The sequence below is a fragment of the Pseudomonas sp. SDO5271_S396 genome, from assembly GCF_054071795.1.
The window spans coordinates 141,451-163,985 of record NZ_JBSVWB010000004.1; the positions used below are offsets into that span (position 1 = coordinate 141,451).

Below are 22,535 nucleotides of genomic sequence, written 5' to 3' on the forward strand. Positions count from 1 at the left end.
CAGGATGATCCTGGCCTCGGCCAGGAGCTGTCATGTCTCAACCTCGCGCTCGGATCGCCTCCCAACTGGGCCTCGCATTGGCCGTGATTCTGGCTGTCGTCATCAGCGGCAGTACTGTTTTCGCCCTGCGTTCCCTCGACTCCGCCAACCTCGATACCCGCGAAGAACACTTGGCCAGTGAGGCGCGCTTGCTCGCCGACCAGCTCAACACCTTCCACGGTACCTTGCGCGAGAGTACACAGCGTTTGAGCGGGCTGTTCGAAAAGCGCTTTGGCGCCGGGTTGAGTGTGCACGCCGACCAGCCGGTCGCCGTGGCGGGTGTGCAAACCCCCAGCCTCTATCTGGGCGACGAGGTGCTGAACAACAATTTCGCTGAAGTGGACGAGTTCAAGCAGATGTCCGGCGGCGTGGCCACGGTGTTCGTGCGCAGTGGCGATGACTTTATCCGCATCAGCACCTCCCTGACCAAGCAGGACGGCAACCGTGCCATCGGCACCGTACTGGACCGCCAGGGCCCGGCGTACCAGCGCGTGCTGGGCGGGCAAGCCTATATCGGGCGGGCGGTTTTGTTCGATCGTTCCTACATGACTCAGTACAGCCCGGTGCGCGATGCCAGCGGCAAGGTGATCGCCGTGCTGTTTATCGGCTTCGACTACACCGATGAGCAGAAGGCCCAGTTCGACAACCTCAAACGCTTCCGCATTGGCCAGACCGGCTCGCTGGCCTTGCTCGACGAACAGAAACACTGGTTGGTGCCTCCGGCTGGCGTACAGGCGCTGGACCAGGCGATTCCGGTCATGCTCGACCTGGCGAAAAACCCAGGCGACGGGCGCTTCTGGAGCGACAAGAACGAAGATTTCTACAGTGTCTCGGTGCCATTCGAAGGGGGCCCGTGGTCGGTGGTGGCGAGCATGCCCAAGGCCGAGATTCGCTCCGTGACCTGGGACGTGGGTATTCGCCTGGTGATCGGCAGCGTATTGGCGATGCTGCTGGCGGTGGGTGCCACGGTCTGGCTGTTGCGCAGCAAACTGGCGCCGTTGAGCGACCTGGTGCGCCAGGCCGAGGCGCTGGGTGCGGGCGACTTGAGTGCGCGCCTCAATGTGTCCAGCCACGACGAGATCGGCCAATTGGCGCGCAGCTTCAACCAGATGGGCGAGGCGTTGTCGACGATGGTGTCGCACATCCGCAAGGCGGCCGAAGAGGTCAACAGCCGTGCTCAGGCACTGTCTGGCCTGTCGGGCGGTGCTTATGAAGGCATGGAGCAGCAGTCGGGTGAAATCACCAGCATGGCCGGCGCTGTAGAAGAGTTCAGCGCCACTTCGCTGAACATCGCCGACAACATGGGTAACACCGAGCGCCTGGCTCAGGAGAACGCCCAGCAAACCCGCATTGGTCGTGCGTCGATGCAGGAGGCGTCGTCCTCGCTGGAACATATCGCCACGGCCCTGAACAGCACGGCCACGGTGATCAACACCCTTGGCCAGCGCTCCCAGGAAATCGGCGGGATCGTCGGTGTGATCACCTCCATTGCCGAACAAACCAACCTGCTGGCGCTCAACGCCGCCATCGAAGCCGCTCGGGCCGGCGAGCAGGGCCGGGGTTTTGCGGTGGTTGCCGACGAAGTGCGCAACCTGGCCTCGCGGACCCGTGAAGCCACGGATGAAATCTCGGGGATGATTCAGAGTATCCAGCAGGAAACCGGCAATGCCATCAGCACCATGGAGCGCGGTAATGTGCTGATGCAGGAAGGCCTGTCGCGCAACGCCGACGTGGCGTCGGCCCTGGCGCGTATCGACGAGCAAAGCCGGTCGGCCGGCCAGCAATTTGCCGCGATCACCACGGCGACCCAGGAACAGAGCAGCACGGCGAACGTGCTCAGCAGTAACCTGCAAAGCATTGCGCTGGCCAACAGCGAACAGCGGGAGGTGGTGTCGAATCTGGCGATCACCGCCAAGGAACTGGAAACCCTGGCGGCCGGCTTGCGCCAAGAGGTCGACCGCTTCCGCTGATCCCTGGTGCTGTGTTGGGCAAGCCTGTGTGCCTGGCATCAGGTGATGCTTGCTGGCCGGTATTGCAGGGCTTCTTGCAGATGATGACGAGCGATTGCCTGCGTCTGTTCCAGATCCGCCAGGGTACGCGCCACCTTCAGCAGCCGGTGCGCGGCGCGCAGTGAGAGCGTCAGACGCTCGCACGCGCTTTCCAGCCAGCCCTCATCGGTTTTCGCCAGTTTGCAGTGTTCGCGCAACCCCGGCAGATCGAGAAAGGCATTGGCACAGCCCTGGCGCTGTTGCTGACATTCCCTCGCCCTGGCGACCTGAGCCGATGCGCTCGCCGTATCGTCGCCGGCCTGCGGTACTGGGTTCAGCGCAGTGCTTTCCCGGGCGACGGTCAGATGCAGGTCGATGCGGTCCAGCAACGGCCCCGAAAGCTTGTTGCGATAGCGCTGGATTTGTTCCGGCGTACAGCGACAGCGTCCGGTGGTGTCGCCTGTGTAGCCGCAGGGGCAGGGGTTCATCGCCGCCACCAGTTGAAAGCGCGCCGGGAAGCTGACCCGGTCACGGGCTCGGGAAATCACGATATGCCCCGACTCCAGCGGTTCTCGCAGGACCTCCAGTTTAGTTACCCCTATTCAATGTCCTAAAACTCGTCCCTCCTGAAAGCATCTGACCCCTCCACCGGACTCTATTTTCTAAAAATGACCTTGATATTTGGAAGTCGAGAACTAGGGTTACCCCTAAACGATCCCAAAAAAACAAAAACCGGGGGCTTGCAACGTGAGAACTGTTCTGGAGTTTTCCCACTGCGAATACCGAACCGTGATCGTTGACGCAGCGGGCCTGCAGTCGGTTCTACCCGTCATCGTGACAGATCAAGGGATCCTCGATCAGTTTGTCTTGTACATGCATTTGAACAGGCGAAGGAGTCGATCATGGCAGGACTCTGCAACGTTCTCGTTGCGGCTACTGGTTGAGTATGTGGCAGTCAATCACGAGCACTATGATGAACCCAAAACATTATTTAAGGCTTTTTCAGATGCGCTATTTACAGGAACGATTGGTGACTATCGCGATCCATCGGGATTATGGTGGGAGCAGAGGCATCGCAATGACGCGAATACAATTATAAGCCATATAACTCGGTTTACCGACTGGTTAGCTATTGTCAATGAAGAAAATAAATTACAGCTAAATCCCTGGCGAGACGCTACGAACCACGAGCAGCGATTAAATTGGGCAGCTTATTCGCATCGTCGCCACAATGCATTTCTATCGCATCTTTGGCAAGGGAAGCGAAATACGCAGAAGTCTCGACAAATACGTTCTCAAGCATTACCTGTTGAGCGCACAACTCCTGCAAAAGCATTTCCGGATGATTACCTGGAGGCACTTGTGCGTGAGGGGTTCCGCAGGCGGGCCCGCGATACGCTTGCGCGTACTGACCTTCGCAACACCATAATCACTTACCTTATGCACTATGGTGGTCTTAGGCTCTCTGAGGCATTATCGCTATGGAGTGAGGATGTAACTGTTGAATCGGGGGAAGTTGTTATCCGAGTGTACCATCCCGAATATGGAAAGGCACCTGACGGGAGCAAGCGCTCCACCTTCCTAGAGAAGCGCTATGGCCTCAAATCTAGAAATACCTTAGTTAAGGCAAAGGACCCGCTTTTCCTAGGTTGGAAAAATGGGTTGATTACCGATCCCCATCGTGTTTGTTTCGAGGTTTTTTTCTATCCGTATGAAGCCGCGCAGACTTTTGCTCTCTTGTGGAGGGACTATCATCTTAAGCAAAGAGTAAAGCCCAGAAGCGGTAATGTTCACCCGTACGCCTTCACCAACAGAGAGGGGCAACCTTACTCTCATCGAATGTTTAGAAAAGCGCACAAGTTAGCTGTAGAGCGTATTGGATTGGAATACGAGAAGCTCTACGGCACAACTCCTCACGGGCATAGGCATGCATACGGTCAGCGATTGGCAAAAGCCGGTGCTACTCCAATACAAATAAAAAGTGCTTTGCATCATGCATCGATCGCTTCAAGTGAGACCTATACACAACCGACCGCCATGGATATACGAGATGGACTTCGCGAACTGGAAGCAGAACTTTCGTTGAAACATTCAAACACAAGTGAAATTAACGAAGTTGGGCAGTAGGATGGTGGATAATGACTGGAAAGAAGAAGCTCTTCCATTCGTATGCTGAAGCTCAGCGTTCCGTGCGCGAGTTAGGAATTAGAGATTCAGTCGCCTACAAGATGCAACATCAACTTGATCCGATGCTTCCTAGTCATCCTGCAAGAATATACTCTAATAAAGGGTGGAAGGATTGGTATGATTATCTGGGTATTGTAAAATCCGAACGCTACTTATCCTACGCCGAAGCACAAAAGGCGGCGCAATCATTGGGGGTAACTTCCAGGGCAGACTACCTTTTATGCTTAACTACCGATCCAAGGTTGCCGCGTAAACCCGAACGAGTGTTCGCGGGAAAAGGATGGACGAGATGGAACGAATATTTAGGCGCTGAGAGGCGTGCAAGATTTTACTCATCTTACTCCAAAGCCGAAGCCGCCGCTCAGTCGCTAGGCGTCTCCACTAGTAGAGAGTACAAACTGCGTTACCGCGAAGATCAAAAGCTGCCCGCGAACCCGCATATTTACTATAATAATAAGGGGTGGGTGGACTGGAAAACATTTTTAGGGACGCAGATCCCTTACTACGTTACTTATGCTGAGGCAGCGTCAGCGGCACAAGCGCTTTGCATAACGAGCCTTCCAATTTACAAGGTACGCAAAGCAGAGGACCCTAAGCTTCCTCCTCATCCAGAAGTTCTTTATACCAACGCAGGCTGGACAGGCTTCCATGACTTCTTTGGAAAAGAGAAGAAAGGAGAGTTTTATTGTTCATACTCAGAGGCCCAAGCGGCAGCTGTGGCTCTAAATGCGAGAACCAGAGATTCATATAGTTTGCTGTATTGGAAGGATTCAAGGTTGCCCTCGAACCCCCAAAATACTTACCGAGGACAAGGTTGGGTGGATTGGCCTAGTTTTCTGGGCGTTCCAAAGCGTAACTTTTATAAAAGTTATACGGATGCTCGGAAAGCTGTACAGGCACTCGGCATCAAGACGACGACGGAGTACGCATATAGATATTTAGAAGATCCCAAGCTTTACGCCCACCCTGACAAGGCTTATGCGAACTGGAAAGACTGGTATCATTTTCTGGGAACCCAAGCAAAAAGATATTATTCTTTTGAAGAGGCACAGTCTGCAGTTCAAAACCTAGGTATTACAAAGGAAAAAGAATACAAGGAGAGGCACTCTAAGGATCCTAAGCTACCGCCAAGCCCGAAGCAGTACTATAAAAACGCTGGTTGGAAGGGGTTCCGAAGTTTTGTTGGTAAATCGCCATTTTATGTTACGTTGGCCGAAGCTAAAGTAGCGGCGCTTGCGATGCAGATTACAAACTCTTCGGATTATAAACGACGTTATCGCGAGGATCATCGACTTCCGTCAGAGCCAAAAAGCTTCTACTCCACCGAATGGGTAAGCTGGAACTTTTTCCTTAACATCAAGAAACGGGACTCGTACCGCACATATAGCCAAGCACGAGAGGCAGTGCAAGCACTAGGCATTAAAAGTATATCCGAGTACAGAGCGCGATATTTTGAAGATCCTAAATTGCCTGCCGCCCCTCTGGTCTTCTATAATGAAAGTGTGGACTGGTATGATTTTCTAGGAAATATTAAGCCAGATTACTACAGTACCCTGTCTGAGGCTAAGGAGGCGGTTCAGATTCTTGGTATCAAAACTCGAAAACAGTACATAGCGCGATACAAGGAGGATCCTAGGCTGCCGACAGTTCCTGATTCAGTATTCGCTAATTGTGGCTGGCTAGACTGGTATGATTTTCTCGGGAGAGATAGGCCAGTTAATTTTACTTTACGTCATCCTAATTTCTGGGGTGACGTTAAAAAATGGCTTGATGATCAAACCAATTTGGTGCAGAAGAAAAAAAGCTTAAAAAGATTTATCGCGGAATACTATCTGCCGCAAGAATTGCCTGACGAAACAAGGCATTTATTGATGAGAAGTAGTTCGTTTAATTCTGAGGGTTACCGCCAATTCATTGAAAATCAGCCAGAGTACGCGCGGCGGTCCACCCATGGGCATATACTGAGTTTTTATAGTTGGGCGCTTAATGAGTATTGCACGGATACGGACGGATATGAAGCAATTGTGCTTCCTGAGTGCCGAAATCCGTTCGAGACAATAATGGCGGGCTTTGCCGATAGCTTGCACGTATATCGCCCAACACAATCGACTAAAGTACCGCTCGGTTATGAATACATATTGCGCGCACGGCAGCACTTGGTGCCTGATAGCGAGCATGCTTTAGTTAAGCAACCAAAATTTAAGGATTTGCCTCATCTGCAGGAACTATTTTGCACCCGCATTGATTGGTTGGAAGTAGATGAAAAGCTAATTGATCGGGACGATCCGAATTGCGTTTGGCGAATCGAGAATGTAAAACGCGTGATCGACGGTAAGCAGCAATGGATCCGCGTTTGCCAAGTCTGGTCACCTGTGCGCTTTGTTGCGTTATATACGTTGCTCAGATTTCCGCTGAGAGGCCTTCAAATCTCACTCCTTGATAGCGGCGAAGCGGATGCTGAAATGCCTTTCTTAGATCAAGAGTGTGGAAAAATAACTTGGAAACAAAATCTATCTTCCTTGGCTTCTAAGGGCAGCAAAAAACCGCGCCCGCAAGGGATGATCCAGCGAGGAGAGCAAGGCCTTCCAAAAATTTATGTGACAACTAATAAAACGGGGGTTGGCGAGGGTGGCTACGAAGTAGAGTGGATACCCGATGACCTGATCTACTGGTTTATTACCCTGCGGGACTGGCAGACCAAATACAATCCTTTATCAGAGCCGACTTCTTGGGTTTCGATTCAGAAGGTGTTAGGTAAAGACAGGCTTAACAAAAAGATTTTGCAAGCCCGTGGGACGCAGTGTTTCCTGTTCCGCACTGACTCATCTGGGAAACCATTGCACACTAGGTCCGCGTTTGAATACACGCTCCCATTACTACTCTATCGCATTCAACGGGATGGAGAAAATCTCGCAGTAAAGCCAGGCAGCATGGCGCGGAGTAAATACCTATCCGTTTACACCCCGCACAGCTTGCGCGTTAGCCTAATTACAGCTTTCATCGCAGACGGAGATGCGCCTATACACTTGATATCCAAACTTGTTGGGCACTCTTCTTTAGTAATGACGATATATTATGTAAAGCTGAGTAGCCAGCAAATGCGCAGGACAATGGGAGATACTGAGAAGCGCGCCGCCCAGCGAGTTGCTGAGGGACATGCCAACACTATTAGGCTAGAAGGCCTTCATCCCGTACGGGATCAACTTATTGTTACCGACGGTAACCGTTCTTTGATAGAAACTGATGTTCCAAATTCGGCATGTGTGGTTTTTGACTGGGGTATTTGTCCAATGTCCGCCTCCGGTTGCCACATCGGTGGATCCGAACTCAAATCGGGACAAAATGAGCTTTTTAGTGCAGTAGTTTCTGGATACCTTGGACAGAAGAACTGTCCGCGCTGTAGATTCTTTGTTACAGGGATACCGTTTCTTGGGGGGTTGGTGGCTCTAGCCAATGAGATATCACTAGAGATATATACGGAAAGTGGACGATTCGAAGAATTCTCAAAGACGGTTCGCAAACTAGAGGCGGAATTTTACGATACAAGTCTAGCGGGCGAGCCAGATATAAAGCAATGGGAGCGAAAGCAAGCCACGGCAAATGAACAACAGTCTGGTGGAAAGCTCGACGGGTTGCTGAACGATTATGTTCAAGTCAATCATTTTATTCAGGCCTGCTTAAGCCTTATGAATGACAAGAATTGCAATCAGGAGTCCTCGGAGGATATTAGACTTGTAGTATCAGGGGATTTGCTTGAAGTTGGAGCGTCAATTCAAGAGTCCGCTACGCAGTACCACCTTTTATCTGAAATATGTCAGAACGCAACTATCTACCGATCTGCAAACCCTTCACGTGCAGTCCCCTTGATATCACAGGCGATTGATCGGATGGCTGAAAACAACCATCTGAAGCCCGCTATGTTCCGTCTAACTGATCAGCAAAAGCTAGTCGTTATCAATGAGATCAACCAGTTACTTCTCAGTCGCTTAGGGTCTTGGGAGCGTATCGACGATCTATTTTCCGGAGATCTAATGCTCCTTGATATAGACGCGTATGAGCCGAAAATGACTCGTATTTCCACCGAAGTTCAGAACATCCTGACAAATGGCGCAACGCGGCCATTGGGTCAAGAGAGGGCTATCCATGAGTGAGTCGACGATTTCACCACAAACAATCTACGACCGCCTGATTGGACAATCCATTGATAGCCGCCGTAAGCGGAGTTTAGCTGCGGTGCATGAAGCATGTGGGTTGTTGCATGAGCGCGGCTCTACGGACTTCTCTTATAAGAACATTGTCAATCTGGGCAAAGATCGAGGACTACCCATACCTGGGGAAAAATCAATTGTTAACTCGACGGGCGTTCATTATCGGGAACTTATCCAGGCCTGGAAATTGACCTCCGTGCCCAGTCGACCCAAGGCCAGGACAGATGACTGGATTGACCATATTTCCGATCCAGTGGTCCGGATGAGCGTCACTTTGTTAGCAAAGGAACTTAGAGCGCTTAAGGCAAAGGATGCGCGAAAAAGCCAGCAAAGCAGCGCTCCCATCATATTGGGCGTTGTAGCAGGGCAGGCCGTATCAAAACAGCTCCGTTTAAATGGCGCGGAACTTGAGTCTTTGAAGGCCGCTATCGATCCTGCACGGCTAGGGCTAGTGGGCCTGACAATTGGACAAAGAGGGGAAATTCTTGACGGCGCTGGAAGACAGGTTCACAAGCCAGGATTTCGTGATGCGATTGAAAAAATTCTGTCGGTGCAAGTGAAGTGATAGGGCCCGTTGAAGATTCAACTGATCAGGAAACCGGGGGAAGGTGTCCTGATTCAGCCTCCTGGGTGAGAGGCAGTAGACAAGCAGGGTCGCATTCCAAGCACTCGGCTATTTGAAAGAGCTTCTCGATCGTAATGCTCACTTCCCCACGCTCAATACGTCCCATGTAGCTGCGGTCAATTTTGCAAAGGAGGGCCAAAGCCTCTTGGGACAGCCCGATTACCTTTCGTTGCTGCCGTATCTTCTTACCCAACGCTTTTTCCAGATCCCTCATAGCCGCCTCGAACCTCATGAGGCGAAACTATCCTGCGTTTGCGGACTACTCGACCACGGACTATAATCCGTATTTTTGCTTTAGCATTTCTGCGGGTGCCTGCATGAAACCGGATACGTTCACATTCGACAGGCATCTATTTGACCTGCTTCGCCAGCCTCAGCACGCCCAGTTCACGACGCGTGACCTCCGTGATGCCTATGCCCAATATCTCGATCCAGGCAGCTTTCGGCTCAGTGATTTAAGGCGATACGTCTACGAGCAAATCCGCCGCCTGCTTCGTGCTGGGTGGATTGCCAGAGATGAGGAGCACCGCCAGCGCGGCCAAGTGTATCACTTGCTCGAAACTCCCAACAGCCTCAATCTGGTTCTTGTGGGTAGTGGCTTCGCCGAGATTTCCTCGGCAGCTCACGCTGCAGCCCAAGCCCCATCAGTGATCGGTCCCACGGATCTCTATCTGATAAGCCGCTTAGAGCAGCAACTTAAAGAAATCCGCCTAGACTTCCTTTCTTCGATGGGGGAAACAGAGCGGTACAAGCAGCTTTTTGAGGAAATGCCGCACATTAAAGATCGTATAGAAAACGAATATTTCGAAGCTCGTGATCGTAGCTCGAAACTTCTAGGACATGTTCGCGCCTTGGAAAAAACACTTGAGAGCCTTGCCGCTGCATGAGAGCTGACCTAAGAACCTGGCAAGATCAGTGCATTTCAATAGCTCTAGATCGATACACCCACTACCCTCATTTCTTCTGCCAAGCCACTCCAGGAGCTGGCAAAACACGAATGGCTGCGGAGCTTGCAAAAAAACTTCTCCAGCAAGGCGCTATCGACCTCATCCTCTGCTTCGCCCCTTCCTGCCAGGTTGTCGACGGGTTCCGCTCGACGTTTGCTACGGTGCTTAATCATCGCCTCGACGGTCTAATCGGTGCTATCGGAACAGCGTGCACCTACCAAGCAATGGAGTATCAAAGCGAAGAATTTTGGCGATTGTTTGATGACTATCGTGTCTTCGCCGTTTTCGATGAGATTCATCATTGTGCCGGTCACGACATGTTGTTGAGCAATGCTTGGGGCCAAAAGATTATCCAGCGTATTCAGGACCGTGCCGAGTTTACGCTTGCGCTTTCCGGCACCCCTTGGCGATCCGATCAAAAAGGGATCGTTCTTGCCCGGTACTCGACACCAGAAGGGCAGCTCATCTGTGACTACCGATACGGTTTGCGGGAAGCCATAGTTGATGGAGTTTGTCGCTCCCCCCGGATAACCGTCTTGGATAACCAGATGGTCCGGCTGACAGAAAAACTGGACAACGAGAATACAGTTACGATCTTTCCCAGCATCGCCCAGCTTCTGGGAGAGTCGCCGGTCTCATATGAAGACCTGCTTTGCCATGATGACGTTTTGCTACAGCTGATTGGCCTAGGGTGCCAGAAGCTGAACCAGGTTCGCGACAAGACCCCCAATGCTGCGGGTCTTGTCGTCGCTACCAACATCGCGCATGCCCAGCAAATTGCACGGACCCTGGAGCACATGGGCGAGTCTTGCACCGTGGTTACCAACAAGACCCCAGAAGCGCAGCAAGTGATCAATGATTTTCGAGTCGGAAGCCAACGTTGGATCGTGGCTGTAGGAATGATCAGCGAAGGGACGGATATCCCCCGCCTCCAGGTATGCTGTCACCTGAGCCGAATCCGCACCGAACTCCATTATCGGCAAGTCCTTGGGCGGATCCTAAGGCGCACGGCAGACCAGGATGACCAAGCGTGGCTATACGTTCTGGCAGAGCCGGCGCTTCACAGGTATTCAGAGCGAGTCGCTGATGATCTGCCTGACGACCACGCTGTCCTGCAGTACGTTCAGTTGCTGGCAGCGACGTCTATTGATGAAACCCTCTCCTCGCCTCCCCAAAACTGGCCTCTCGATGACTTGCAGCGCCCCAAATCGCAAAAGGCGATTAAGTCAATAATCGGCCATGACCTAGTGGTGGGCGATTTGCCATCGGGGACAACCTGCCAAGTCAGCTTCTCTCAGTACTACCGGACGCAATTGCTAAGCGTTTGCTGACTCATCAGTGTTAGTGCCTAGAATTCTAGGCACTAAACCTAAATTCCAAGCACAACGCCTAGAATTCTAGGCGTTGTAGAGGTGCCATTCGGTTAGTAGGTTTGTCGCAGGATCTCTCAGGTAGTCTAATTAATGGGTCGCGGTAGGGATTGATCTGACCCCGAAAAGTTGGACACCATCGCCCTTAATGCTGGAGTTCGGTAGATGACTTCGCCGGACGGTTACCCTTGTCAGCCGCCTGGAAAGGCTCTTGAGCATTCAGCGAGACCTGCATGCGGTGGGGGCCATTGACCGCTTACGACAGCTACTGGGGTCTGCGTCTTGAGGGTATCGCCGGTCTAACCATCCTGTAGTGGCATATTGATTTCAATATATGGCCAGGTGTTACTATCAAGGCCCCTCCGATGCTCCACCCGTCTGGAGTGACCGTTCTGCAGGTTATCAAACGGAAGCTGTTGAATGATCCTCATCCTTGATGTAGTTTTTAATTACGGCTACGGTACGATTTTCTTACGAGGACATTACTGTGAATCTCAAGGCGGAGATCGAAGGGCTGCTGGGCACGTTTTGGGATAAGCGCGCGTTGGACATTATTGACGATCCGCTGTCGACTGACGATTTAGGTGCGCCGATGGACTCCATTGCAGCGTGTGACGCGTTCGTGGGGATCGATAAGCTTGTCCAGCGCAAACTTCCAGTAGAGCTGATCATTCGGCACGGTGGTTACGACTCGAAAGACCAATTCGTCCGGGAAATCACCAAGGGGGTCCTTCAGCACCTCCAGGAGACGGCGTAATGACTGACTGTCGGCAGGACGAACGTAACGAAATTGGTGATCGCTTAAGGCAGGCCCGTGAGTATGTGGGCTTATCTCAAGATGAAGTAGCCTCGGTGCTCGGTTTGTCGCGACCTTCGATTACCAACATGGAACTCGGCGTGCGCAAAGTCGAAGCGCTTGAGCTCAGCAAGCTCGCAAAGCTGTATCACAGGACTTTCGAATATCTTCTGACTGGTAGTGAGCCGGCGGCCGATGGGCCAGAGCAACTGGCTTTCCTTGCTAGGGCAGTAAAAGGTCTGTCGGACAAAGATTTAGGGGAAGTTGCACGTTTCGCTGAGTTTTTGAAGCAGTCCGTGCGAAAGGACAAGGAGTAATCATGGCTGATCGCAACATAGCGCTGGCGACCGCTAGGATGGCTGCGGATGTATTTGAAACATCTCGCGCTATGGAGCGGATTGAGCAGGATGGTTACACGCGCATTGATCCTTTTCGTGTAGCTGCTGGGGCTGGGGTTTCGGTGCTACTGCGGCCAATGGAAAAGCTCCTTGGAGCATTCATTCGAGACGACAATCCCGGCATTTTGGTGAATTCGGCCCGATCTGCAGGCCTGATTCACATGACCTGCGCCCATGAATTGGGACACTTTTTCATGGGGCACGAAAACGCTCTGGACGAGACTGTCGACTACGGCTCCAAAGCTGAGATTCAAGAGCAGGAAGCAGAGTGGTTTGGGTACCATCTACTGGTTCCACGGTCACTGCTTTCGATCATCTGTCGACGCAAGGGTTGGAATAAAACGTCCTTGCAGAACCCCCACATTCTTTATCAGCTGTCGCTTCGTCTTGGCGTCAGTTACAGCGCAGCCGCCTGGTCGCTATTACGCCATGACATCCTCACGTATGACGCAGTACAGCGGTTGCTCAAGGTCACGCCGGCATCGATAAAACAGTCGTTACTGCAGGCAGATCTGCCCGATGTTACCAAAGATGTCTGGCTCTTTGAGGTGTCTGATCAGTCATCAGTGCTGGAGCCACGCCCGGACGATCATCTGGTCGTGCGTCTGAAAAGCCATGCTTCTGCCGGATACCTATGGCTCGCCGATTCCGTTGAGGAGGTTAAAGCCCAGGGCTTCGTCCTCGCTCCTTTGGCTGCGGCTGCTGGTGATCCCAAGATGCTGTCGTTTGGCGCCGAAACGACAATGGATTATGTGCTCACAAGCTCGGCGGAAGACTGTTCGGTTCCTTGTCCAATCGCGCTATCCGAAGTCAGGCCCTGGATAGGGAAAGAGGACGGCGACGCCAACTTCAAATCCAAGGCGCATTTTGAGCCTATCGCGGAAGGACTGTCGCGTGAATCGAAGCAAGTGCTCATGCGTGAGGTGATGGCTTCGTGATTGAACTCGAGTGCCTTGTGGACCTGATTCCGGTCAAGGCAAGAAACCAAGGCAATCGACCTACGTGTTTGGCTTTTGCGGTCACAGACTTGAATCGCCGGTTCGCGTCGGAAGATTTAGGACCTGAGTATTTCTATCGTGCTGCGATCGAAAGGATCCCTGGCTGGAAGCCTGGTGACGGATTGCAGCTACCTGCCGCAGTCGAAGCGTCCCGGCTGGGACATCCAACAGAACGTGATTATCCATACCTGGACGATGAGCCTGCTCTGCCGCTTCAAGTGCTGCCTGCTCTGCAGATGCAAGGCCATCCCGTCAGCTTCATCGCGGCGGATCATGTGTATCTCACGGACAGGATGCGAGCAGGGGTCGCGATAGGGCTGGCGTTACGGCTTACGCTCGAATTTTATCAGCCAGTTGCTGGGGTCATTCCCTTCAGCAATACGGTTCTTCCGGGAGCTATGGTGCATGCCGTAGTTGCTGTGGGACTTGGCTATGACCATCTGGGTGAGGCATGGTTTTTGATAAGAAATAGTTGGGGGCAGGCGTGGGGGATAGATGGTCACGCCTGGATTTCTGCAGCTTACATTGCAGCGCATGCAGCTTGCGCTTTCGAGGTTTAGAACATGGCGGTTCTTATTCAAAGTGAGCGTGTAGCGCCGGCATGGCTGGCTGCTGCACGCCATCTGGCAGGGTGTGCAGAATACACGGAGCGTAATCTGATTCTGGAGATGACCTCTGCGAGTGATTTGACCGCGCAGGACCGAGTTGTAATCGAAGCTGTAGATGCCGCGATTCGGACAAGCTGGCCGGGGTTGAGCATTCAAACCGTAGCGGGCACCATTTTTCCGAATAATCTTTATAAAAAGGACGGTCGGCCCGCTTTTTACGCCTCCTACCTGGACGCCATGGCGCGCGGAAAGAAGGAAGGTACTTGGGGCACGTATGCCTTACGGATGATGCGCAGAGTGACTCGTGACGGTAAAAGTACCTTCAATCCACTTGAAGCAATCATACGTAAGCTGCAGGGGTCGAAGCTGGGGCGTAGTTACCAGGCAGCCTATGAGCTAGGTGTGGTGGATGCTGAGTACGACTTGGATGATGGGTCGGACGGCTATGGCTTCGAGCTACCGCTTTATGATCCCGCCAGCGATCGCAACCTCACAATGAACATGCCCTGCTTGAGCCATTTAAGCTTCAAGGTCACCGGGGACAAGCTTGATCTGACGGCAGTCTATCGATCGCATTGGTATGGTCAGAGGGCCTTAGGCAATCTCATCGGTCTGAGTAACCTCCACCGATTCGTGGGTATCGAATCCGGGTTTGAATGTGGAGTTCTGACGTGCATCGCCACCCACGCGTTTTTGGACGTGACTACGCTCGGTGGCGCTCGTGCTGCGAAAGAAATGCTGAGTTCGTTGGCAGATTAAGATCAGAACAGTGAGCCTTGGCGTTTGGGGTTCAGTACGTCTACAGGGATGTCGTAGAGGGCGCTCATCCCGTTGCGGAAATCCTTGATTCCGCCGTAGCTAGGATGACGAATCGCAACCACCTCAACGTCGAATCGGCTGGCATAGTTGAACGCGTCCTGCCCAATCGCGACCACCCTACGAACCTTCAGCCATTTGATCAGCGTCTCGTTCAGGAGATCGACCTGCTGAAGTTCGCGCGCTGTGAATTTGCGATTGGTAAATGGATTTCCAGGCTCATGCGGATGAAATGGAAATACGTTCCACAGCAGTGGCGGGAGTTCAACAGCTCGCAACACTGACCAGATCTCAGAGGCAGTACGCTCCGCCAGAGCCGGGCCCACTGTGGCCTGCTTGAAGTCCGAGCCAGGGTACCTCTGAGTCATCTCGGAGAGATGGTACTCATCGGTCAATGCCAGACCTGTTCGACGTCCGCCGCGGTAACCTAGGTCTCGCCCCATCCAGATGGTGTCTACGCCAATCGCGGCTGCTGCTTTGAGGTAGCCTCGAAGGTTGCGGCGTCGGGCTGACACGGCGTCAGATCGGTCATGGACGGGGCATGTGTCGGCGTATGGGTTGAATACATTATCGAGCTTCAACTCAGACAGGGCATTTACGAAGGCTGTAGGGTTCATTGCTGCTCGTTCTTTACAGGAGGTTCAAAACGCATAGTGTGCGCACGCACGTCGACAATCACCGTTCCGCCGCGGTGAGTCTGTAGCTCTCGGAAGATCCCAAAACCAGCCAGAATGGCTTTTTCCCACTGCCATAATTTGCATTTCTCAACCTCGTAGCCCTCGACCATGCTCTTGATCTGTTTCAGCACCCCGTAATCCAAGGCGCCGGGTTTGGCTCCGACGTAGAAGTTATGGCCTTTGGCATGGTTGAAGATCCAGGTCGCGATACCCTCTTCGATGATCATCGCGCGGGCGCCGTCTTCATTTTCATCCTTTTTCGCATCGGACTTGCGTTTACGTTTGAGCAAAGCGCGGAGAACCGGGGACCATCCAAGGTAGGCGACGTACGCCAAGTGAAACACGTCGTGAAATCGATAGTCATCAGGTTCGTTGCTGTTATCCGTCAGACGGTCGCCGATGAACACGCCCCTGAGGCTCTGAACCACATAGCCGTTGGCCGGTGTTCCGCGCTCAATGAACTCCATGGCAAGTTCTGCCGGGAATTGTTCGTGCTCAGGCGCATCACCGTCAAAGGCTGGTGGGTAGACAGTGTCGTCTTCCGGCCACCGACTATGGATTTTCTCCAGGTTCGCCCGCGCGACATCTTCAAGTCTCAGATTAAAGCTGGCACATACGATTGAAAGCTCTGCGAGGTGCATGCCCAGATTGTCGCTTCGGCTGTGCGGCGGCATGGAGGTGTAGTTCTGAAAGGTCATCTCAGCCAGTGAGCCGGCGTGGTTCGCCAATTTCCCAAGCTGTACCGATCTGTCGATGGAGCCCGGGCTTCGGCGAATCTCTATCAAGCTGTCAATGTGACGGAAGGTGACCGGAATGACGGGATCCTGCTCGTTCTCGCCGTTGCGGGAGCGCAAGATTGCGATGCAGCGCTCGCCGATCTGATTGTGCTCCACGTCAACGATGGCAGCGATGTTGATCAAGTACCAGAGCGCATCCCCCAGTTCCTCTGCTGCCAGCTCGCTAACTGTGGTTGCCAGATTATCGCGGCGCACTTTCTTGACCGCTGACAGCAGGCCCCCAATTTCACCGAAGTAACCGAATTTGAGCTGCTGAAAGCCTATCGCATCTCTGTCGAATTGGTTCGTTCCCGAGGCCTTTAGCCTGTACTCAGGAATAGAGAGCGGCACGAGTTGTGGCATAGGTTTGGCCATGGAAAGTCCCTTTGTCCATTGTGTCACTGGCAGATGAGGCTTCTTTATACAGCTGAATCATCTCGGACCGCATCCGTTTAGCGCAACCGACGATCGTCTCTCTGTCTGCACCCTTGGCGCCTAATGCCAACGCCCGCACTCGTACCGACTTGGTAACGTCATAGTGAGGATAGAGCGTTTTGGATTGGAACCAGCGACGTTGCAATCCAAGGCGGTCCGCAAAGGAATGCAGCTCATCCAGCGAGTCGGCAACGAGATGGCACCACTCTCGGCCCCGCCAGCGAATTCCCTCTTCATCGACATAGACCGCCATTGGTGCTCGCCTTTGTGAAAAATATATGCAAACATTTTGCACATATTAAGCAAATTATCAAGCCATTCATGAACCTCGAGCAGCTCGGTCGCCAGATCAATACGGCAAGGAAGTCCCGCAATATAAGCCTTAAGACACTGGCTGAGGCTACAGGTGTGCACTACTCTCAGATCTCCAGAATTGAACGCGGGGAAGGGGTGTTTATTAGCAAAAATTTGCGAAAAGTTTGCAAATTTTTGTCGATATCCACATCCGTCGTGCCTAACGCAGTCACTGCTGAGGATCTGAAGGAGAAGGTCCAAGGACTCGTTCAGACCTGGCCGCAGAGCGAGCAATTGATATGGAGCATTTTGGAGGGGGTGCAGGCTGCACTCGAGCGTGGCAGCGTCAGCAGGTAGCGGCACGTCCATCATCATGAGATGGCGGTGTAGAGAACGGTCCTTAAAAGACCCCAAGCTGAGCTGGGGCCTGGCAGGCACGGGATGATCGAATGCTGAAACTCAACGCCAAGACGTTGGACGGCTTAGATATCCTGTGGGAAGCGATTCAAACCAAGCATTTACTTCGGCCCTGAAGCCTTCCGTAAACTTACTCCGACAGCCGCGAGGCGGTGGGTAAAGGTCCTGTCCCTCGAAGTTACGTAAGTGGTCAGGTATCGCCGGGGCGTTGGCTCCCCAGTAAATGAACTGTTCACCAATAAGCACGCCGTCTGAACTCGTGTCCCTAGTGAGGTTAGCCTGGTTGAGGAGGCCGCCGTCGAAGCTGTGATGGGAGTCTTCTTGGACCCAAGCGCCATCTACGACATGGTAGATGTTGTCTCCGAAAGCCCTGCTCGTGCTTTTGTGGAAATCAGGTCGTTTTATCGCGAATCTCTCGTCGTCCCAATATTGCTGAAACGAGAGCTTCTCGGAGACCCGCATTGCGAAAATGAGTTTGTCCTGACGTCTTAGCTTTACGCTGCCGCAGCCGACCACGATATCACCGACCCGGGCGGCTTTTCTGATCTGCGGTTTACAGGTTCCCAGCGTGCAAATGCCGTGAAATGGGTTGGGTGCGAAACCATAATCCCTGACGAGCCTGTACGAGAAGATCCTCGGAACTCGATTCATTGGCAGTCGATCCGCTTGATCTTACGCCGCGGGCTAGCGCTGCCGTCTGCGCGCTCCCAGACCTCTTGACCCTGAATCACCTCAGCTAGGTGTGGGCTGTTTACGTTGAGCACAGAGCTGGAAATGTCATCGAAGATTTGTGGCAGGGACTCAACGTTCTGGGCAACGGCGACAATTCTTTTCCCTGACGCCCCGGCATGTCCTGCCGCCCCGGTCAGGCACTCATGCCCTTCTTCAGGAATCAGGAATATGCAAATGACCGCATTGTCGATGCAGCTTTTGATCTCGTCCGGTACAGCGCCTGCCTGTGCGGCTTCTACGATCTCTTGGTCAGCTTCGGCTGTACAAACCTCAAATCCCTCGTGTGCAAGTTGTTCAGAAACCGACTGTGCTTCGGTGTCCATACCGGTGGTGAATACGACACACGCTTTTCCATTGCTCATGGTTTGAAACCTCTTCGAATGCCTGTTCTCGGTTGTTTTTATTTCAGATCGAAACTGGTTGCGGGCGTACCGTTACTTGGCTGGCAGCCCCAATTCCAGGGCGCAGCTTCTGACGGCCTTATTCCACGTCCTCGCCTTCGCGAAAGCTGATCATATGGTTGTCGAAATCGGCGACGACGTAGCCTTTCCTCGAGACGGAGAGCTCCCGAAAAATAGCAAACCCATCGAGGATCGCTTTCTCCCATTGCCAAAGTGCACAACGCTGTACTTCGTAACCTCGGACGAACTCTTGAATCGACTTCAACAGATCGTAATCAATGTGATCGACGTCTTTGAAAAGATCGCACTCAAGCCCGCGGCCAAAAATGAATGTGGCCACACCTTCTTCGATAAGGATCGCTCTGGCACCGTCTTGGTTTTCATCGAGCTCGGGATTGCTTTTGCGCTTCAGGTGAAGAAGAGCGCGTAGCACAGGGGACCACCCGAGATGCACTGCGAATGCGATGTGGAAGACATCATGAAACCGATAGTCATCGCGCTCCATTTTGTTGTCGGTCAGGCGATCGCCAATGATGATCTTGTTGCACTTCTGGATAACGTATTGTTTGCCGCCAATATTTTCTTCGGCGATAAAGAAATCCAACCGAGGGGGTAGCCTTTCATTTTTTGGCATGTCCTCGTCAATTCTTGGCGGGTAGATAATCTCTTGTGGCCAGCGGCTGAACGTCTTCTTGAGGTTGCCCAGTGCTGCCACATCCATATCCACTCCGGCAGAGTCCGCGGCAGCCACAAGGGCTCGGAAGATATCCACCATATGCGCAGAGAGTTTGTCCCTGTTTTTAGAGAACGTATCGTTTTTGAAGTCGTTCAGAAGATCGCCCACGCAACCCGCAAGTGTCAGTACCTGGGCACTGAACGCCTCTTCGGTAACCGGCTCATCTACCCTGCTTTGCATCTCGCCAAACCCGAGACTCGGCTCACCGGGTTCGACGATGTCCCAATCTTCGATGTTTCGGAAAACTCGCTGGGATAGTGTGGATAAATCCAGCTGGGCCCGGGAAGCAAGGTTTGAGAAGTACCAGAGCACATCCCCAAGCTCCTCCAGAATGATGGCGTGATACCGCTTGAAAGCCGCACGGTCACGCTCACGTTTTTTGAGCGCGCTTAGGAGGCTGCCCACCTCGCCAAACAGGCCCAAGATGGTGAGCTCCAATCCAGTACCCGGAAGCTTATCCGTCGTTTCAGCAATCTTTTGATAAGTGCTGATACTCATCGTCCAATCGTCGCTGACCTCGGGAGGGAGGACTACGAATTGTTCGGGAGCATGAAACGGATCTTGAGAATTAACCGACTTTAATGAAGTTTTAGCGTCCATGCGGCTCTCCGGCCATAAGTCTTTATGCACAACGGAATGACGGTTTTACAGCTGTCGAATTGACATCATCATGGAATATCTAAACCGAATTACACAAGCCCCTCTGATCGCCACGGCCATATCGATAGGTCGGCCGCACCGTGATCGGAGCTTGACCAACTCCGCAGGATTCACCGCCCTCTGGGCGGCGGATGAAGGTCGATTGTGATCCTCGCTTGAACCAAGTCGCCGGCATGGTGTGCGACGGTGACTTCGGAATTTCTTCCGAGAGATAGATCCCGCCCAATCTCAATAGGCTCGCTCTGCGGTCACTTACCGGTCACCAGCGCCAAGCCCAAGCCCAAGCGACGCGCTCGGCGCTACTCGCCGCGTGAGCTGATTTTGACTTAGCTTGGTTTTCTCAGCAGGTCCGTCAGTACGTCGCTGTCGAGATCCTTCCTTCTAAAGTCATAGACAACCGCAGCGGTATCCAGCGAAAGCTGCTGCAGCTGTCCAGCGACTTCATAATATTCGATAGCGATTTTGAGCTGCGGAGGGTCAGAAATGTATTTGAGAAAGTCTGATACGGCAGGAGAAGCCCCTGCCCATATGCGCTTGAGATCATCTCGGACTTGGGGGCCTTTGCCGTCCAGCCGACCCATAGTGACCCCAAAGGTAGGGGAGCTGAAGAACCTGCTCAGGATTGAGTCATCGATAACGTAGATGCCTTGAAGCTCGCCCATGGCGTAAGGCAGGGCGTTCAGTATGCAGAACACTGGTGTCTTCCCCACGGCTTCTGGGAAGTCATTGGTTAAAATGTCAGGATAGTCGACCAATCCTTGGCGAAGGCGCTCAACCTGCTTGACATGCTCACCCATCTCTTCGTTGAAGCGGTAGGTGAGAATGGGATTGCCCATGGGAATGCCACGATTTTTACACTCGATGAAGAAAACGTAGTCGTCCCATGTGAACGCGACATCGTAGTCGAATTCGTGCTCATTATTTTCGCCTCGTCTGACCTTAAGAGTCCGCGCCTTGAACCCCTGATCACACAGCAGGCCGATTGTGGCTTGTTCAAACGCCTTACCCTTTTCCTCGAAACTCGCTCCCTCAATTGACAAGGCAGAAAGCATCGTCTTGGTAAGGTCTGCAAGGATCAAGGAGCACCCAAACAAGAAATAATGATCCTCGCCCGTTTTGATGAGGGGCTGATCATAAAGGTCTTTGCTTGCTTTACCGAATGTGGCCTTGTTGATGAATGTTGTCGCAACCTCCGTTGTGAGTCCGCAACGCTTGAGCTCACCGAGTAAACGTGCGAATGACACGCGCGGGAAATAGGTGTTCTGCTCTTTTTCCAGGTCGACAATGAGCAGCCTTAGGACGGCGTACCCTCGCAGTCTCTCCGACAAGAGCAAGCCACCAGCAGTACTTTTCAAGGTGTCGATTTTTGTGAAATGGCTTAGCGAAATTGCGGAAATCGCTTCATCAAATGACACCAATCCCAGCGGAGGCAGTGGTACGTAGTCCCGAGTCTTAGCTACCCTTTGGGCGGCATTCGTCTCCCTGAACAGCTTCAAAATATTTTGATACGCGATCGTGTCGAAACGCTCGTTCGCCAAAATGTCGAATTGCTCTGCTGTGACTTCTGGCTTGAATTCAAAATAAGTGTCGATTGCTGGAAAACGTGTCTTGAGCTTCGCGGCCCAGTCCGGAAGCTCGTCAGAAAATTGCTCTAGACTCCCACCGAGATACCGCACTCGCTCATCGATATTTTTCCACAGTCGCCATGTGCCAGCGTTGGCTATATTCGCGCTTACCGCTTCAACCACGCTTTCGGTTGCCGGTGCTAATTCAGGAACGACGATTCGACCTTCAGCATCGAACCATTTGTTTGTATACGCCTCCAGCATCAGAACATCTCCACTGGCCACCGATAGCCCGTGAAGCACAGCGTTGGGATCGTAAGCGTTGCCGTTTGCGTCCGTTAAGTTGCGATCCGGCCCCATCACCCCAGCGCTGGCTTCTGCTTTTTTGTCGACGTCTTTCAGCGTTCCGCGAATGACTCCGTCCAATGCTTTAAACACCCCTGAAACTCTCTGTTCAGGCGTGAACTTTGCGGAAGCCATTTGCGGGACTAAAGAATGGATTTGCACATACCCATAGTCGATTTTCAAAAGCTCTGCCCGCACCTCATCGATGAAGGGAATCGCGGAAGCTAGACCACGCCCGGCGTAATACTGCCCAAGCTCTGTCAAGTACTTGTCCCTTTTGATTCCATCCTCGCCGGGCCTTCTACGAACGATAGTATCGGTGTGGTACGAGAGGAGGGCGATCCGCATGAAGGCTTCCTCTGTGGCCGGCAGCGTATCAAGGATCTTTTTGAGTTTTTTAAAGTTCAGCTGACGGATTATGTCTTTAAGATCATCGTTTTCATCGGTCATGGCATATCTCGATAATGATTTTGCTGTCGCTAGCTGCGGATTCCACGCCATCCGGACACTCAGCCCA

20 protein-coding genes and 1 pseudogene are annotated in these 22,535 nt (G+C 52.7%); 12 read left to right on the forward strand and 9 right to left on the reverse strand.

The features are described 5' to 3' along the window. The first annotated feature begins 32 nt into the window (after positions 1 to 32). Positions 33 to 2,009, forward strand: a complete 1,977-nt coding sequence (locus ACW9IN_RS05105) for a methyl-accepting chemotaxis protein (RefSeq protein ID WP_457364851.1) — start codon at positions 33 to 35, stop codon at positions 2,007 to 2,009. Between the two features lie 38 nt (positions 2,010 to 2,047). On the opposite strand, the pseudogene ACW9IN_RS05110 reads toward ACW9IN_RS05105, so the two are convergent. After that, positions 2,048 to 2,614, reverse strand: a pseudogene (locus ACW9IN_RS05110) (ATP-binding protein); the annotation flags it as partial. Positions 2,615 to 2,774: 160 nt separating this feature from the next. Here ACW9IN_RS05110 and gmtY point away from each other — a divergent pair. From gmtY to gmtX, 3 genes are read left to right on the forward strand one after another with little or no spacing between them, the layout of a single operon-like run. Further along, positions 2,775 to 4,154 carry a gamma-mobile-trio recombinase GmtY gene (gene gmtY, locus ACW9IN_RS05115; protein WP_457364852.1) on the forward strand — a complete coding sequence of 460 codons (1,380 nt, stop codon included), beginning with the start codon at positions 2,775 to 2,777 and terminating at the stop codon, positions 4,152 to 4,154. Between the two features lie 11 nt (positions 4,155 to 4,165). After that, positions 4,166 to 8,365 (forward strand): VPA1269 family protein, encoded by a 4,200-nt coding sequence (locus tag ACW9IN_RS05120; protein WP_457364853.1) that lies wholly within the window; start codon positions 4,166 to 4,168, stop codon positions 8,363 to 8,365. After that, positions 8,358 to 8,987: a gamma-mobile-trio protein GmtX gene (gene gmtX / locus ACW9IN_RS05125; protein WP_457364854.1), complete on the forward strand. Its 630-nt coding sequence runs from the start codon at positions 8,358 to 8,360 to the stop codon at positions 8,985 to 8,987. Before ACW9IN_RS05120 ends, gmtX begins: the two co-directional genes overlap by 8 nt. A 25-nt stretch (positions 8,988 to 9,012) precedes the next feature. On the opposite strand, the gene ACW9IN_RS05130 is transcribed toward gmtX, so the two are convergent. Then, entirely contained in the window at positions 9,013 to 9,261 is a 249-nt protein-coding gene (locus tag ACW9IN_RS05130; RefSeq protein WP_169905973.1) for a helix-turn-helix domain-containing protein, read from the reverse strand. Positions 9,262 to 9,364: 103 nt separating this feature from the next. Between ACW9IN_RS05130 and ACW9IN_RS05135 the strand changes: the two genes are divergently transcribed. From ACW9IN_RS05135 to ACW9IN_RS05165, 7 genes are all read left to right on the forward strand, one after another. Further along, positions 9,365 to 9,934: a hypothetical protein gene (locus ACW9IN_RS05135; RefSeq protein WP_169905975.1), complete on the forward strand. Its 570-nt coding sequence runs from the start codon at positions 9,365 to 9,367 to the stop codon at positions 9,932 to 9,934. After that, positions 9,931 to 11,325 carry a DEAD/DEAH box helicase gene (locus ACW9IN_RS05140; protein ID WP_457364855.1) on the forward strand — a complete coding sequence of 465 codons (1,395 nt, stop codon included), beginning with the start codon at positions 9,931 to 9,933 and terminating at the stop codon, positions 11,323 to 11,325. Before ACW9IN_RS05135 ends, ACW9IN_RS05140 begins: the two co-directional genes overlap by 4 nt. 526 nt (positions 11,326 to 11,851) lie before the next feature. Next, the gene (locus tag ACW9IN_RS05145) at positions 11,852 to 12,121 is read left to right on the forward strand and encodes a hypothetical protein (protein ID WP_338135842.1); all 270 of its coding nucleotides are present in this window, start codon (positions 11,852 to 11,854) and stop codon (positions 12,119 to 12,121) included. Further along, positions 12,121 to 12,477, forward strand: a complete 357-nt coding sequence (locus tag ACW9IN_RS05150) for a helix-turn-helix domain-containing protein (protein WP_169905979.1) — start codon at positions 12,121 to 12,123, stop codon at positions 12,475 to 12,477. The genes ACW9IN_RS05145 and ACW9IN_RS05150 overlap by 1 nt, the downstream gene beginning before the upstream one ends. 2 nt (positions 12,478 to 12,479) lie before the next feature. Next, on the forward strand, positions 12,480 to 13,496 hold the full coding sequence (locus ACW9IN_RS05155) for an ImmA/IrrE family metallo-endopeptidase (protein ID WP_457364856.1): 1,017 nt from the start codon (positions 12,480 to 12,482) through the stop codon (positions 13,494 to 13,496). Further along, entirely contained in the window at positions 13,493 to 14,116 is a 624-nt protein-coding gene (locus tag ACW9IN_RS05160) for a C1 family peptidase (RefSeq protein WP_457364857.1), read from the forward strand. The genes ACW9IN_RS05155 and ACW9IN_RS05160 overlap by 4 nt, the downstream gene beginning before the upstream one ends. A gap of 3 nt (positions 14,117 to 14,119) precedes the next feature. Further along, positions 14,120 to 14,923: a hypothetical protein gene (locus ACW9IN_RS05165; RefSeq protein ID WP_457364858.1), complete on the forward strand. Its 804-nt coding sequence runs from the start codon at positions 14,120 to 14,122 to the stop codon at positions 14,921 to 14,923. A 2-nt stretch (positions 14,924 to 14,925) separates the two neighbouring features. On the opposite strand, the gene ACW9IN_RS05170 is transcribed toward ACW9IN_RS05165, so the two are convergent. From ACW9IN_RS05170 to ACW9IN_RS05180, 3 genes are read right to left on the reverse strand one after another with little or no spacing between them, the layout of a single operon-like run. Then, positions 14,926 to 15,597, reverse strand: a complete 672-nt coding sequence (locus ACW9IN_RS05170) for a uracil-DNA glycosylase (protein WP_169905987.1) — start codon at positions 15,595 to 15,597, stop codon at positions 14,926 to 14,928. Next, positions 15,594 to 16,808: a nucleoside triphosphate pyrophosphohydrolase family protein gene (locus ACW9IN_RS05175; RefSeq protein WP_457364859.1), complete on the reverse strand. Its 1,215-nt coding sequence runs from the start codon at positions 16,806 to 16,808 to the stop codon at positions 15,594 to 15,596. Before ACW9IN_RS05175 ends, ACW9IN_RS05170 begins: the two co-directional genes overlap by 4 nt. Next, the gene (locus tag ACW9IN_RS05180; protein WP_169905991.1) at positions 16,765 to 17,121 is read right to left on the reverse strand and encodes a DUF4031 domain-containing protein; all 357 of its coding nucleotides are present in this window, start codon (positions 17,119 to 17,121) and stop codon (positions 16,765 to 16,767) included. The genes ACW9IN_RS05175 and ACW9IN_RS05180 overlap by 44 nt, the downstream gene beginning before the upstream one ends. 68 nt (positions 17,122 to 17,189) lie before the next feature. On the opposite strand from ACW9IN_RS05180, the gene ACW9IN_RS05185 reads away from it, so the two are divergent. Continuing rightward, positions 17,190 to 17,519 (forward strand): helix-turn-helix domain-containing protein, encoded by a 330-nt coding sequence (locus tag ACW9IN_RS05185; RefSeq protein ID WP_457364932.1) that lies wholly within the window; start codon positions 17,190 to 17,192, stop codon positions 17,517 to 17,519. A 102-nt stretch (positions 17,520 to 17,621) separates the two neighbouring features. On the opposite strand, the gene ACW9IN_RS05190 is transcribed toward ACW9IN_RS05185, so the two are convergent. From ACW9IN_RS05190 to ACW9IN_RS05205, 4 genes are all read right to left on the reverse strand, one after another. After that, complete coding sequence (locus ACW9IN_RS05190; protein WP_457364860.1) at positions 17,622 to 18,230, reverse strand: Nmad2 family putative nucleotide modification protein; 609 nt, start codon at positions 18,228 to 18,230, stop codon at positions 17,622 to 17,624. Continuing rightward, positions 18,227 to 18,673 carry a hypothetical protein gene (locus ACW9IN_RS05195; protein WP_457364861.1) on the reverse strand — a complete coding sequence of 149 codons (447 nt, stop codon included), beginning with the start codon at positions 18,671 to 18,673 and terminating at the stop codon, positions 18,227 to 18,229. The genes ACW9IN_RS05190 and ACW9IN_RS05195 overlap by 4 nt, the downstream gene beginning before the upstream one ends. Positions 18,674 to 18,791: 118 nt before the next feature. After that, on the reverse strand, positions 18,792 to 20,048 hold the full coding sequence (locus ACW9IN_RS05200; RefSeq protein WP_457364862.1) for a nucleoside triphosphate pyrophosphohydrolase family protein: 1,257 nt from the start codon (positions 20,046 to 20,048) through the stop codon (positions 18,792 to 18,794). A 386-nt stretch (positions 20,049 to 20,434) separates the two neighbouring features. Continuing rightward, a complete protein-coding gene (locus tag ACW9IN_RS05205; RefSeq protein ID WP_457364863.1) occupies positions 20,435 to 22,468 on the reverse strand; it encodes a hypothetical protein in 2,034 nt (677 codons plus the stop codon). Positions 22,469 to 22,535 lie beyond the last annotated feature (67 nt).

Excerpts from the sequence above, each read along its gene's own strand:
- ACW9IN_RS05105 (WP_457364851.1), top strand. The coding sequence starts at position 33 with ATGTCTCAACCTCGCGCTCGGATCGCCTCCCAACTGGGCCTCGCATTG.
- ACW9IN_RS05120 (WP_457364853.1), top strand. The coding sequence starts at position 4,166 with ATGACTGGAAAGAAGAAGCTCTTCCATTCGTATGCTGAAGCTCAGCGT.
- gmtX (WP_457364854.1), top strand. The coding sequence starts at position 8,358 with ATGAGTGAGTCGACGATTTCACCACAAACAATCTACGACCGCCTGATT.
- ACW9IN_RS05130 (WP_169905973.1), bottom strand. The coding sequence starts at position 9,261 with ATGAGGGATCTGGAAAAAGCGTTGGGTAAGAAGATACGGCAGCAACGA.
- ACW9IN_RS05135 (WP_169905975.1), top strand. The coding sequence starts at position 9,365 with ATGAAACCGGATACGTTCACATTCGACAGGCATCTATTTGACCTGCTT.
- ACW9IN_RS05140 (WP_457364855.1), top strand. The coding sequence starts at position 9,931 with ATGAGAGCTGACCTAAGAACCTGGCAAGATCAGTGCATTTCAATAGCT.
- ACW9IN_RS05150 (WP_169905979.1), top strand. The coding sequence starts at position 12,121 with ATGACTGACTGTCGGCAGGACGAACGTAACGAAATTGGTGATCGCTTA.
- ACW9IN_RS05155 (WP_457364856.1), top strand. The coding sequence starts at position 12,480 with ATGGCTGATCGCAACATAGCGCTGGCGACCGCTAGGATGGCTGCGGAT.
- ACW9IN_RS05165 (WP_457364858.1), top strand. The coding sequence starts at position 14,120 with ATGGCGGTTCTTATTCAAAGTGAGCGTGTAGCGCCGGCATGGCTGGCT.
- ACW9IN_RS05170 (WP_169905987.1), bottom strand. The coding sequence starts at position 15,597 with ATGAACCCTACAGCCTTCGTAAATGCCCTGTCTGAGTTGAAGCTCGAT.
- ACW9IN_RS05175 (WP_457364859.1), bottom strand. The coding sequence starts at position 16,808 with ATGGCCAAACCTATGCCACAACTCGTGCCGCTCTCTATTCCTGAGTAC.
- ACW9IN_RS05180 (WP_169905991.1), bottom strand. The coding sequence starts at position 17,121 with ATGGCGGTCTATGTCGATGAAGAGGGAATTCGCTGGCGGGGCCGAGAG.
- ACW9IN_RS05185 (WP_457364932.1), top strand. The coding sequence starts at position 17,190 with ATGAACCTCGAGCAGCTCGGTCGCCAGATCAATACGGCAAGGAAGTCC.
- ACW9IN_RS05190 (WP_457364860.1), bottom strand. The coding sequence starts at position 18,230 with ATGAATCGAGTTCCGAGGATCTTCTCGTACAGGCTCGTCAGGGATTAT.
- ACW9IN_RS05195 (WP_457364861.1), bottom strand. The coding sequence starts at position 18,673 with ATGAGCAATGGAAAAGCGTGTGTCGTATTCACCACCGGTATGGACACC.
- ACW9IN_RS05200 (WP_457364862.1), bottom strand. The coding sequence starts at position 20,048 with ATGGACGCTAAAACTTCATTAAAGTCGGTTAATTCTCAAGATCCGTTT.
- ACW9IN_RS05205 (WP_457364863.1), bottom strand. The coding sequence starts at position 22,468 with ATGACCGATGAAAACGATGATCTTAAAGACATAATCCGTCAGCTGAAC.